Below are 12,171 nucleotides of genomic sequence, written 5' to 3'. Positions count from 1 at the left end.
TCCGCCCCCGCCCCGCCCGTGAGGACGTCGTTGCTGTCGACGCCATAGAGCGTGTCATTGCCGCCGCCACCATCAAGGATATTGGCGTCGCTGCTGCCGATCAGGGTGTCATTGGCGGCGCTGCCGGTCAGGTTCTCGATGAACTCCAGCGTGTCGCCCTGGGCGTTGCCGCCAATGCCCAGGCCGGTGGCGAGGTTGACCGTCACGCCGGCCGTGCTCTCGCTGTAGGTCGCGGTGTCGTTGCCGCCCTGGCCGTCGATATCGTCCGCCCCTGCGCCGCCACGCAGGATGTCATCGCCGTCGTAGCCGGTGAGCGCGTCGGCACCGGCGCCGCCGTCGAGCACATCGTTGCCGACGCCGCCATCCAGCGAGTCATTGCCCGCGCCGCCGGACAGTGTGTCGTTCTGGTCGAGGCCGCCGAGATTGTCGTCGCCATTGCTGCCATAGAGCACGTCATTGCCGGAATAACCGACCAGCATGTCGTTGCCGTCCATGCCGGAGATGACGTCATTGCCCTCGTCGCCCCAGATGTAGTTGGCGATGGCGGAGCCGGTCAGGGTGTCGTTGAACACGGATCCGGAGATGTTCTCGATATCGTTGTGGATGATATCCCCGGTCGCCTCGCCGCCGGACGCCGCCAGAGTGGTCAGGTTGACGGTGACGCCGGCACCGCTGTTGAGGTAGCTGATCTCGTCAATGCCGGCGCCGCCGATCAGCGTGTCGCCGCCTGTACCGCCGATCAGAACGTCATTTCCGGCGCCGCCGCTGAGCAGGTCATTGCCGCCATAGCCCCAGAGCTCGTCGTTCCCGCTGTTGTCCTCGCCGGGGGTAGGGAGCTGATTGTCGTGGTCGTCACCGTCGAAACGCATCGGAATCTCCCGTGAATGGGCAAAGGAGAGGGGCGCCGGCAGGCGGCCCTTGAGGCAAGGGCTCGGCATCGCTCCCGGATCATCGGCTGAACGGCGTGTTGCCGTGCCTGGCCAATCTCACGAAAAAAGAGATGCGGTCCAACCCCCGAAGATTGGGGAGTTGGCAACAACCCTGGAATTGTTAAGACAGGCGGTATCGATCGGAAATTCGACCACGCCAGAGCTTTGCCCGGGCCCGGGCGCCCGACCACCGTCTTGCCGATGACAGCATGACCCCGATAGTCTCTATGGCCGATCCAGGATCTTCATCCTCAATGCTTGCAGGGGTGGGTCGGGGTTGCACCGGCACGACACACCGCCTGGGGCATCACCGGAAAATTCTCATCTTCCTCGGGAATAATCGCACCGGCCCGGCGTCTCTCCGGTCACTGCAATCCGACATTGGGGAGAAAACAACCATGCGCCTCGCCGCATTTTCCGTGATCGCATTCGCCATCGCCGCCGGCCCCGCCTTTGCCGGCCCGGCCGCCGACATGGCCAAGGCCCATATCGACGCCGTCGCCAAGGGCGATGTCGCCGGCATCCTGTCCGGCTATGCCGACACGGCGGCGCTCGCCTGGGTCGGCGGGCCGCTCGACGGCACCTATGCGTCGCCCGCCGCGCTGCGCGACGTCTGGACCAAGTTCTCGCATGCCCAGGGGCCGCAGGTGCTGACCGTGGCCTCGATCACCGAAGCGGCCAACCCCAAGGGCGCGACCGTCACCGCCGATATCGCCCTGGCCGGCAAGAACACGGTGAAGGTGCGCTATGTCCTGGTCTATCGCGGCGACAAGCTGGTCAACGAGATCTGGCAGGTGAATCCGAGCGCCTCCTTCTGACGCGGCATCGGCCGGGTGGCGCACCTGCGCCATCCGGCAGGGCCTTGGACCCGCCCTGCCGATATGGAATTCTCCTCGCTGGCCGGGAGGGGAATTGCATGAAGCGCGTGCTGATCACGGGCATGTCCGGAACCGGAAAATCCGCGGTGATCCGGGAGTTGGGCGTGCGAGGCTACCGGGCGCGCGATCTCGACTCGCCGGAATGGTCGCACTGGGTCGATGCCGATCCGGCCGACGGGCTGACCCCGGCCGAGGGACAGGATTGGGTGTGGCGCGAGGACCGTGTCCGCGCGCTTCTGTCCGGGTCGGAAGACGGAATACTGTTCATCAGCGGCTGTGCCGAGAACATGCTCCGGCTTTACCCCCTGATCGAAACGGTAATCCTGCTTTCAGCACCGATCGACACGATCCTGCAGCGGCTCAGCGCCCGATCCGCGGACGGCTATGGCCACACTGCGGAGGAGCGGCGGAAGGTCGGCGAGCTGATCGCGGCGATCGAGCCATTGCTGAGACAGTCCGCCCATCACGAGATCGACACCAACGGGCCGGTCCCGGCAACGGTCGATCTGATTTTGCGACTGGTGTCTGACCCGCCCCATGCTGTTTGAGTTCGCCAAGCTGATGACGCCCCTGGCGATCCCCTGGGACCTGATGGTCGCCGGCCCGGCACAATTCGCCGGCTACGTCCTGCCCTGGGGGCAGATGTCGTTCTGGGCGGCCCACCTGCTGCCCGGCCTGTGACCAAACCGGCGGAGCCTCAGCCGTTCAGCAGCCCCAGCGCCTCGTCCAGCAGCTCCTGCGTCGCCGCGGCGATGACGCGGGGGCCGGACTCGATGGTCAACGGGCGCCCCTCCCAATCCGCGATCACGCCCCCTGCCCCTTCGATCACCGGCGCCAGCGCCATGAAATCATAAGGCTGCAGCGAGGCCTCGATCACCAGGTCGCAATGGCCGGAGGCCAGCAGCCCGTAGGGATAGCAGTCGCCGCCGAAGCGCCGGAACGCCGCCTTGCGGCTGAGCGCGTCGTAGCGCGGCCAGGTCGCCGCATCGAAGAAATCGGGCGAGGTGGTGTACAGCCGCGCCTCGGCCAGGCTGCGGCAGAAGCTGACCCGGGCCGGCGCGTCGCCGAAGCGCGTGCCGGCCGCGGTGCCGGTCCAACGCTCGCCGGTTGCCGGCACGTCGATCACGCCCAGCACCGGCCGCCCCTCGTCCGCCAGCGCGATCAGCGTGCCGAACAGCGGCAGGCCGGTGATGAAGCTCTTGGTGCCGTCGATCGGGTCGATGACCCAGGTGTAGCGGCCGGAGCCTTCGCGGCCCCGCTCCTCCCCCAGGATCGCATGGCCGGGATAGGCGGCGCGGATCAGGCGGCGCAATTCGTCCTCGATCGCCCGGTCGGCGATGGTGACCGGGCTTTCGTCGCCCTTGCGCTCAATGTCGAGCGGCGTGCGGAACCAGTGCAGCGCGATCGGCCGGGCGGCGTCCGCCAGCCCTGCCGCGAAGCGCGCCGCAGCGCCGAGATCGATGGTGTCCGGCATCCGACCCTCCCCATTCCAATGGCTCCGCGGATAGGCCCGGCGACCAAGCCTGTCAATCCGCCCTGCGGACTCTTCGGCTCTGTATGCGGCACCCGGCCATGCGCCCGGCGCCGTGCGCGCCATGCCCGGATCGCTCTTGGGAAATCCGCGGGGATGGCCGCAAGATGCGCGCCGCGGATTTGACCCCTCGGGATGACCGAATGACCAAGATTCTGAAGACGATCACGCCGGTGAACGGCAGCATCTATGTCGAGCGACCACTGGCGACCGAGGCGGAGGCCGAGACGACGCTGGCCCGGGCCCGGGCGGCCCAGACGGAATGGCGGCGCGTGCCGCTGCCGGAACGGGCGCGGCTGCTGTCGGCCGCGGTCGACGCCTTCATCGCCGCCGGGCCGGAGATCGCAAGCGAGATCACCTGGCAGATGGGCCGGCCGATCCGCTACACCCCCGGCGAAGTCCGCGGCTTCGAGGAGCGGTCGCGCTATATGATCGGCGTGGCCGAGCAGGCGCTGGCCGACATCGATGTCGGGCCGAAGGAAGGCTTCCGCCGCTTCATCCGGCGCGATCCGCTCGGCACCGTCTTCGTGGTCGCCCCCTGGAACTACCCGTACCTGACCGCGGTCAATGCGGTGCTGCCGGCGCTGCTGGCCGGCAATGCGGTGATCCTGAAGCATTCGCACCAGACCCCGCTCTGTGCCGAGCGCTTCGCCGCGGCACTGTCCGGCCTGCCGGTCGGCGTGTTCCAGCACATCCATGCCGACCATGAGACCACGGCGAAGATGATCGGCAGCGGCGCAGTCGATTTCGTCGCCTTCACCGGGTCTGTCCCCGGCGGCCGCGCGGTCGAGGAAGCCGCGGTCGGCCGCTTCATCGGCGTCGGGCTTGAGCTGGGCGGCAGGGATCCGGGCTATGTCCGTGCCGATGCCGACCTGACGCATGCGATCGAGACCCTGGTCGACGGCGCCTTCTTCAACTCCGGCCAGTCCTGCTGCGGCATCGAGCGGATCTATGTCCATGATGCGGTCTATGACGCCTTCGTCGAGGGCGCGGTCGAGCTGACCCGGCAATATGTCCTGGGCGACCCGACCGACGAGGCGACAACGATGGGGCCGATGGTGCGGGCCACGGCCGCCGATTTCGTGCGCGACCAGACCGCCGAGGCGGTGCGCCAGGGTGCCCACGCGCTGATCGACGCCAAGGGCTTCGCCGCCGATGCGGCCGGCACGCCCTATCTGGCGCCGCAGATCCTGACCGGCGTCGACCATTCGATGCGGGTGATGTCGGAGGAGAGCTTCGGTCCCGTCGTCGGCATCATGAAGGTGACGTCGGACGAGGAGGCGGTTCGGCTGATGAACGACAGCCCCTACGGCCTGACCGCGTCGGTGTTCACCCGCGACGTCGATGCCGCCCTGGCGATCGGCGACCAGGTCGCGACCGGCACCTGGTTCCTGAACCGCTGCGACTATCTCGACCCGGCGCTGGCCTGGACCGGGGTGAAGGATTCCGGCCGCGGCTGCACCCTCTCGGCGCTCGGCTACGCCGCCCTGACCCGGCCGAAGTCGTTCCACCTGCGGCTGCCGGGCTGAGGGCAGGTTCTTTTTGGCACAGTCATTGCCGGGTCAAGCCCAGCAACGACAATTGGAAAAACCGTCAACCACAGGGCGGATGAAGGCGACGATGCTCAAAGGCAACTGGAACTACCCGACCGCGATGAAGTTCGGCCCCGGCCGGATCAAGGAACTGCCGGATCTGTGCAAGGCCTATGGCCTGAAGAAGCCGCTGTTGGTGACCGACCCCGGCCTGGCCAAGCTGCCGATGATCATCGACGCCGTCGCCGCCAACGAGGCGGCCGGCATCCCGACCGCGGTGTTCAGCGACGTCAAGCCGAACCCGACCGGCAAGAATGTCGCCGACGGCGTCGCGGCCTATCGCGCCGGCGGGCATGACAGCGTCATCGCCTTCGGCGGCGGCAGCCCGCTGGACGCCGGCAAGGCGGTCGCCTTCCATGCCGGCCAGTCTCGCCCGCTGTGGGATTTCGAGGATATCGGCGACTGGTGGACCCGCGCCGACGCATCGAAGATCGCCCCCGTGATCGCGATCCCGACCACGGCCGGCACCGGCTCCGAGGTCGGGCGCGCCGGCGTCATCACCGACGAGGATGCGCATGTGAAGCGCATCATCTTTCATCCGAAGATGCTGCCCGTCGTGGTCATCGCCGACCCGGAGCTGACGGTCGGCCTGCCGGCGAAGGTCACTGCCGCCACCGGCATGGACGCGCTGGCGCATTGCCTGGAGGCGCTGTGCGCCCCCGGCTTCCATCCGATGGCTGACGGCATCGCGCTGGAGGGCATCCGCCTGATCCGCGACTGGCTGCCGGTCGCGGTCAAGGACGGACGCAACATCGAGGCGCGCAGCAACATGCTGGTGGCCGCCAGCATGGGCGCCACCGCCTTCCAGAAGGGGCTGGGATCGATCCACTCGCTCGCCCACCCGCTGGGCGCACTGTACGACGCGCATCACGGCCTGCTGAACGGCATCCTGATGCCCTACTGCATGGTCCACAACCGCGACGCGATCGAGAGCCAGATGGAGCGGCTGGGCCGTTATGTCGGCCTGTCCAAGCCGGGCTTCGACACCGCGCTGATCTGGGTGCTGGATCTGCGCCGCGAGATCGGCATCCCGCACACGCTGAAGGAGATCGGCATCGGCGATAACCGGGCCGAGGAGATCGGCCGGATGGCCGAGGCCGACCCATCGACCGGCAGCAACGCCAAGCCGGTCAACGCCGACGACCTGCGCGCCGTGTTCCTCGACGCGGTCAACGGGCGACTTTAAGCCCGAGCGAAGCCCACCGTATCCGGTCCTTTGGACCGGATACGGCTGCGCCGGATGCCCTTTACTCGTGCGACATTTTGCATTCCGTCGAAATTGACGCATTGAAAATTATTAACCCCATCGCACTGCACAAAAGTCTTACAAGTTGGTCAGGCGCCGGGGGCGGGATGGGCCTTTCCGGTGTGTTCCGGTTGCGGGAATCAGACCATGAAGCGCTCGGTTTTGGGGGTCGTCGCGGTCCTCGGCATTGCCATTGGTGCTGTCGCGTGGCAGCGGTTCGGCAATGCGGACGCGATCGAGCGCAGCGGCCAGACGGCGGCTGAGGGCGGCAGCAATGCGTCGTCCGGTGGCACCTCGAAGGCCACGGGCGGCCGGGCCATTCCCGTCGTCACCGCCCCGGTCGAACAGAAATCGGTCACCACCAGCATCGACGCGATTGGCACGGTCGAGCCGATCTCCACCGTTCTGGTCACCTCCCGCATCGACAGCCAGGTGATGCAGGTCCATGTCGCCGACGGCCAGACCGTCCAGGCCGGCGACCTGCTGTTCACCCTCGACGACAAGCCGGCCAAGGCCGCCGTCGCCCTGGCCCAGGCCAATCTGGACAAGGACATCGCCGACCGCGACCAGACCGCGGCGGATGTCGAGCGCGACCGGCCGCTGGTCAAGACCGGTGCGGTCTCGCAGCAGGCCTTCGACCTGGCCATGGCGGCGTCCAAGCGGACAGCGGCCAGCGTGGCCGCCGACCAGGCCAATCTCGACCAGGCCCAGCTGACCCTGTCCTACACCCTGGTCAAGGCCCCGATCACCGGCCGCCTCGGCGTCGTGTCGGTCACGGCCGGCAACCTGGTCAAGGCCAACACCACCAACAGCAACGCCAACAGCGGGGCCGTCACCAGCCTGGTCACCATCACCCAGATGACACCGATCCGCATCGCCTTCACGGTGCCGGAGCGGAACCTGGACGCGGTGCGCGAGGCGGTGACCAGCCCGACCCCGCCGCAGGTCGATGCCTTCGACGCCGACGGCAAGCGGCGCATCGCCAGCGGCCGCCTGACCTTCATCGACAGCGGGGTCGACACCCGGTCCGGCACCATCCCGCTGAAGGCGACCTTCGACAACGCCGCCTTCGCGCTGTGGCCGGGGCAGTTCGTCCGCGCCTCGCTGCAGCTCGGCAAGCAGGACGACGCGATCACGGTGCCGACGGTGGCGCTGCAGGCCGGCCAGGATGGCGCCTTCGTCTTCGTGGCGCGGCCGGACGGGACGGCCGAGGTGCGCCCGGTGACGGTGACCCGCACGGTCGGCGATGTCGCCGTGGTCGCCCAGGGGCTGAAGCCAGGCGAGAAGGTGGTGACCGAAGGCCAGCTGCGGCTGATGCAGGGCAGCAAGATCACCGAAAAGGCCGCGGCGGGTGCCACCCCGGCCGCCGCCCCGCATCCGGATGGCATGGCCTCGGCCGCCAAACCGACCTGACCACGGCTTCGGAGAAACGGCCATGAACCTGTCCGAGCTGTGCATCCGCCGTCCCGTCATGACGACCCTGCTGACGGCGGCCATGGTCCTGGCGGGCCTGTTCGCCTTCGGCCAGCTGCCGATCGCGGCCCTGCCCAACACCGATTTCCCCGTCATCAACGTGTCGGCCAGCCTGCCCGGCGCCAGCCCCGACACGATGGCAAGTTCGGTGGCGACGCCGCTGGAGAAGCAGTTCGAGACCATTTCCGGCATCCAGTCGATGAGCGCGACGTCGACCCAGGGGTCGACCACGATCACCCTGGAATTCGACCTGAACCGTGACATCGACGCGGCCGCCGCCGACGTCCAGTCGGCCATCACAGCGGTGCAGCGCAAGCTGCCGCCGGAGATGACGTCGCCGCCGAGCTACCGCAAGGTCAACCCGGCCGACGCCCCGATCCTGCTGCTGTCGATCAGCAGCGACACGCTGCCGCTGTCGACGCTCGACAACTATGCCGAGCAGGTGATCTCGCCCAGCCTGTCGACGCTGACCGGCGTGGCCCAGGTGCAGATCTACGGCGGCCAGAAATACGCCGTCCGCGTCCAGATCGACCCCGACGCGCTGAACCATCGCGGCATCAGCGTCGACGACATCCAGACCGCCGTCGCCGCCGCCAACGTCAACACCCCCGTCGGCACCCTGCAGGGGCCGAAGCAGCAGCTGATCCTGCAGGCCAACACCCAGATGTACGACGCCAAGGCGTTCGCCGACCTGATCATCGCCTCGCCCAATGGCATGCCGGTCCGGCTGGGCGACGTCGCCAAAGTGATCGATTCCGTCGAGAACGACCAGACGGCGAGCTGGTTCGACGGCAACCGGTCGATCGTGCTGGCGGTGCAGCGCCAGCCTGACGCCAACACCGTCGCCGTCGTCGATTCCGTGAAGGAACTGCTGCCGAAATTCTCGGCCGACATGCCGCCCTCGGTTCACATCAACGTGCTGAACGACCGGTCGACCTCGATCCGCCAGGCGGTCACCGACGTGCAGTTCACGCTGCTGCTGACGATCGGGCTGGTGGTCATGGTGATCTTCCTGTTCCTGCGCCGCCTGTCGGCCACGATCATCCCGACGATCACCGTCCCGATCTCGCTCGTGGCCACCGTCGCCGGCATGTATCTGTGCGGCTTCAGCATCGACAATATCTCGCTGCTCGGCCTCACCCTCTCGGTCGGCCTCGTCGTCGACGACGCGATCGTGATGCTGGAGAACGTCGTCCGCTACATCGAAGAGGGCATGAAGCCGTTCGAGGCGGCGCTGAAAGGCAGCCGCGAGATCGGCTTCACCATCCTGTCGATCACCCTGTCGCTGGTCGCCGTGTTCATCCCGGTGCTGCTGATGGGCGGCGTGGTCGGCCGCATCTTCAACGAATTCGCAGTCGTGGTGACGATGTCGATCGCGGCGTCGGCCTTCGTCTCGCTGACGCTGACGCCGATGATGTGCGCGCGCTTCCTGCACACCCATGACGAGGAGAAGCCGGAAGGCCTGATCGGCCGGACGCTGGAGCGCGGCTTCCAGGCCGTCCTCAATGGCTATTCCCGGACGCTGCGCTGGAGCCTGGCGCACCGCCCGGTGATGCTGCTGCTGTTCTTCTGCACCATCGGCGGCACCATGCTGCTGTTCACCCTCATCCCGAAGGGCTTCTTCCCGACCGAGGATCTGAGCCAGCTCTCGGTGACGACCCAGACGCGCCAGGACGTGTCCTTCGATGCGATGATCGGGCTGCAGAGCCAGGTCCGCGACGTGTTCCGCAATTCGCCTTATGTCGACCATGTGGTGTCCAGCATCGGCACCAACGGCTATGGCGGCACGCTGAACTCCGGCCGGCTGTTCGTGCAGTTGAAGCCGAAGGAACAGCGGCCGCCGCTGGACAGCGTGATCACGGATCTGCGGCGCCAGCTGTCGCAGGTGTCCGGCATCGACAGCTACATGGTGCCGGTGCAGAACCTGCGCGTCGGCGGCCGGTCCTCCTCCAGCCAGTACCAGTTCGTGATGCAGGGCCTGAACCAGCAGGAGCTGTATGACTGGGCCGGCCGGATGACGACGGAAATGCGCAAATCCGGCGTGCTGCGGGACGTGGTCAGCGACCTGCAGTTGAACGCGCTGCAGGCGACGCTGAATGTCGACCGGGACAAGGCGGCCCAGCTCGGCGTCACCAGCGACGCGCTGCGCTCGACCCTCTATGGCGGCTTCGGCACCGAGCAGATCTCGACCATCTTCACTTCGGTCGACAGCTACGAGGTGATCCTGGAGGTCGATCCCGATTTCCCCTGGGCCGCGGATTCACTCGACAAGATCTATGTCCGCTCGTCGAACGGTTCCCTCGTCCCGCTCGGCGCCTTCGCCAGCGTGTCGCGCACGGCCGGGCCGCTGTCGGTGAACCAGCAGGGGCAGCTGCCGGCCGTCACCATCTCCTTCAACGTCGCCGAAGGCAAATCGCTCAGCGACGCCACCGGCGATGTCGACCGGATCAAGTCGGAGATCGGCCTGCCGGTGACCATCACCACCGGCTATGCCGGCAACGCCCAGGTGTTCCAGCAGTCGCTGCAGAACCAGGGGATGCTGCTGCTCGGCGCGGTGCTGACGATCTACATCGTGCTGGGCATCCTGTATGAGAGCTTCACCCACCCGCTGGTGATCCTGTCCGGCCTGCCCTCGGCCGCGATCGGCGCGCTGGGCACGCTGATGGTGTTCCGCACCGACCTGTCGGTCATCGCCATCATCGGCGTCCTGATGCTGATCGGCATCGTCAAGAAGAACGCGATCATGATGATCGACTTCGCGCTGAATGCGCAGCGCAACGACGGGCTGTCGGCCCGCGACGCGATCTACCGCGCCTGCACGCTGCGCTTCCGGCCGATCATGATGACCACCATGGCCGCCCTGATGGGCGCGCTGCCGATCGCGGTCGGCCAGGGCGCCAGCGCCGAACTGCGCCAGCCGCTGGGCCTCGCCGTGGTCGGCGGCCTGATCGTGTCGCAGGCCCTGACGCTGTACATCACCCCGGTGCTGTACCTGTATGTCGAGGACCTGACCCACGGCGCCCTGTCGTTCGGTCGCTGGATGCGCCGCGGCGGCAAGCCCGCGCCGTCCGGCGCCGGCCACGCCCCGGCGGAGTGACGCTCAGCCCCCTCTGAACACCGGCCCCAGCGGGCGCAGGCGGACGCCGTCGCGCAGGCGGGTGAAGGGCTGCGCCGCCGGGTCGGCCAGGTTCGGACCCGGCGCCTCGACCACCAGCACTGCCGCGGCGATCGGCTCGAAATCGGCGCGGAAATGGACCGAGCTTTTCAGCGCCAGGATCCGCTGCGCCGCCGGCTCGACCCCGAGATGCCGGAACATCGCCTGGTCGGCCGCCTGCTGCTTGCGGCTGGACACCACGACCCGGACGCCGCCGGAATGGCGCAGCAGCGCCATGGGGCCGAGCTGCATCCGGTTGCCGCCATAGAACGGCCCGGTACCGGTGAAGCGGCCGTCGCCCAGCGCCTCGACCGTCCAATCGCCCTGCAGCGGCTGTTGCCCGCCATAGGCGCTGCCGGCGCCGATGCCGCGCGCCAGCACCGCCCCCTGCCCTGCCGCATGCGCCGCCGCCGCCGTTTCGGCATCGGCCAGCACACCCAGCACCGCCCCCTCCGCCCCGCCGCGGATCAGGGCGTCGAGCAGCACCACGCCGTCGGATTCGGCACCGCCGCCCGGATTGTCCTGGGTGTCGGCCAGGACGACCGGGCGCTGCGCGCCCACCGCCAGACGCTTCGCCTCCGCCACCGCCGCATCGGGCGGCAGCAGTGTCGGCACGAAATTCGGCTCAGCCGCCGTGATCGTACCCATCAGCTCACCCATCGCGGCGGCCAGCACGGCGGCATCGGCGCCATAGCCAACCAGGCTTGGGCCGCAATCGGCGAAGTCTGCCGCCGGGAAGCCCATGGAAAGGCCGAGCGACACGTCGTGCCGGCGCTCGAGATCGGCCAGCAGCGCGTAGAGATCGCGGGCCGGGGCGGTCAGCGTGCATTGCGCGACCAGCGAGATCAGGAACTCCGCCTGCCGGAACGCCTTTGCCGGCCGCCAGCCGGACAGCAGCCGGTCCAGCAGCGCCGCCGCCCGCGCGCCGGTCTCGGCCATGTCGACATGGGGATAGGTGCGGTAGGGCACCAGCACATCGGCCAGATCCACCATCCGCTGCGTGACGTTGGCGTGCAGGTCGAGGCTGACAACCACCGGAATGTCCGGTCCGGCCATGGCGCGGATGCGGGCCAGGATCTCGCCTTCGCCATCCGGGACGCTCTCCGTCACCATGGCGCCGTGCAGGTCGAGATAGATCGCATCGACTGGCCCGGCCGCCCGCAGGTCTTCGACCAGCATCGCCGTGATCCGCTCAAAGGCATCGTCGGTCACCGGCGCCGAGGGTGAGGCCGAGCACCACAGCAGCGGCACGATCGCATGCCCTGCCGCCATGGCGGCATCGATGAAGCCGGCGGCCGGCAGGTTGATCCCGACCAGCGCCGGCAGCAACGCCGGGCCGCGCGACAGGCCGGGCCAGCCATCCGCCAG

10 protein-coding genes are annotated in these 12,171 nt (G+C 68.1%); 7 read left to right on the top strand and 3 right to left on the bottom strand.

What is annotated here, in order from left to right:
• Positions 1–869: calcium-binding protein (locus tag AC3XYG_RS03640; RefSeq protein ID WP_489138450.1), on the bottom strand; the 869-nt coding region annotated here is incomplete at its 3' end.
• A 458-nt stretch (positions 870–1,327) separates the two neighbouring features.
• Between AC3XYG_RS03640 and AC3XYG_RS03635 the strand changes: the two genes are divergently transcribed.
• The 3 genes from AC3XYG_RS03635 to AC3XYG_RS03625 all read left to right on the top strand — a co-directional run bounded on the left by AC3XYG_RS03635 (position 1,328) and on the right by AC3XYG_RS03625 (position 2,488).
• Positions 1,328–1,747, top strand: a complete 420-nt coding sequence (locus tag AC3XYG_RS03635) for a nuclear transport factor 2 family protein (RefSeq protein WP_489138449.1) — start codon at positions 1,328–1,330, stop codon at positions 1,745–1,747.
• Between the two features lie 98 nt (positions 1,748–1,845).
• Positions 1,846–2,355 (top strand): AAA family ATPase, encoded by a 510-nt coding sequence (locus AC3XYG_RS03630; protein WP_489138448.1) that lies wholly within the window; start codon positions 1,846–1,848, stop codon positions 2,353–2,355.
• Positions 2,345–2,488 (top strand): hypothetical protein, encoded by a 144-nt coding sequence (locus tag AC3XYG_RS03625; RefSeq protein ID WP_489138447.1) that lies wholly within the window; start codon positions 2,345–2,347, stop codon positions 2,486–2,488. Before AC3XYG_RS03630 ends, AC3XYG_RS03625 begins: the two co-directional genes overlap by 11 nt.
• A gap of 16 nt (positions 2,489–2,504) precedes the next feature.
• Here AC3XYG_RS03625 and hisN read toward each other — a convergent pair whose 3' ends face one another.
• Positions 2,505–3,281 (bottom strand): histidinol-phosphatase, encoded by a 777-nt coding sequence (gene hisN, locus AC3XYG_RS03620; RefSeq protein ID WP_489138446.1) that lies wholly within the window; start codon positions 3,279–3,281, stop codon positions 2,505–2,507.
• Between the two features lie 200 nt (positions 3,282–3,481).
• On the opposite strand from hisN, the gene AC3XYG_RS03615 reads away from it, so the two are divergent.
• From AC3XYG_RS03615 to AC3XYG_RS03600, 4 genes are all read left to right on the top strand, one after another.
• Entirely contained in the window at positions 3,482–4,867 is a 1,386-nt protein-coding gene (locus AC3XYG_RS03615; protein WP_489138445.1) for an aldehyde dehydrogenase family protein, read from the top strand.
• Positions 4,868–4,958: 91 nt separating this feature from the next.
• On the top strand, positions 4,959–6,116 hold the full coding sequence (locus AC3XYG_RS03610) for an iron-containing alcohol dehydrogenase (protein ID WP_489138444.1): 1,158 nt from the start codon (positions 4,959–4,961) through the stop codon (positions 6,114–6,116).
• A gap of 207 nt (positions 6,117–6,323) precedes the next feature.
• A complete protein-coding gene (locus AC3XYG_RS03605; protein ID WP_489138443.1) occupies positions 6,324–7,589 on the top strand; it encodes an efflux RND transporter periplasmic adaptor subunit in 1,266 nt (421 codons plus the stop codon).
• 22 nt (positions 7,590–7,611) lie between these two features.
• Positions 7,612–10,746: an efflux RND transporter permease subunit gene (locus AC3XYG_RS03600; protein ID WP_489138442.1), complete on the top strand. Its 3,135-nt coding sequence runs from the start codon at positions 7,612–7,614 to the stop codon at positions 10,744–10,746.
• Between the two features lie 3 nt (positions 10,747–10,749).
• On the opposite strand, the gene AC3XYG_RS03595 is transcribed toward AC3XYG_RS03600, so the two are convergent.
• Positions 10,750–12,171, bottom strand: a 1,422-nt coding sequence (locus AC3XYG_RS03595; protein ID WP_489138441.1) for a M81 family metallopeptidase, incomplete at its 5' end; no start/stop codon positions are given.

Source organism: Inquilinus sp. (assembly GCF_057815775.1).
This window is presented reverse-complemented; position numbering and strand designations above follow the sequence as displayed.

Coding starts and splice junctions, on each gene's coding strand:
- AC3XYG_RS03605 (WP_489138443.1), top strand. CDS start 6,324: ATGAAGCGCTCGGTTTTGGGGGTCGTCGCGGTCCTCGGCATTGCCATT.
- AC3XYG_RS03625 (WP_489138447.1), top strand. CDS start 2,345: ATGCTGTTTGAGTTCGCCAAGCTGATGACGCCCCTGGCGATCCCCTGG.
- AC3XYG_RS03615 (WP_489138445.1), top strand. CDS start 3,482: ATGACCAAGATTCTGAAGACGATCACGCCGGTGAACGGCAGCATCTAT.
- AC3XYG_RS03635 (WP_489138449.1), top strand. CDS start 1,328: ATGCGCCTCGCCGCATTTTCCGTGATCGCATTCGCCATCGCCGCCGGC.
- AC3XYG_RS03600 (WP_489138442.1), top strand. CDS start 7,612: ATGAACCTGTCCGAGCTGTGCATCCGCCGTCCCGTCATGACGACCCTG.
- AC3XYG_RS03630 (WP_489138448.1), top strand. CDS start 1,846: ATGAAGCGCGTGCTGATCACGGGCATGTCCGGAACCGGAAAATCCGCG.
- hisN (WP_489138446.1), bottom strand. CDS start 3,281: ATGCCGGACACCATCGATCTCGGCGCTGCGGCGCGCTTCGCGGCAGGG.
- AC3XYG_RS03610 (WP_489138444.1), top strand. CDS start 4,959: ATGCTCAAAGGCAACTGGAACTACCCGACCGCGATGAAGTTCGGCCCC.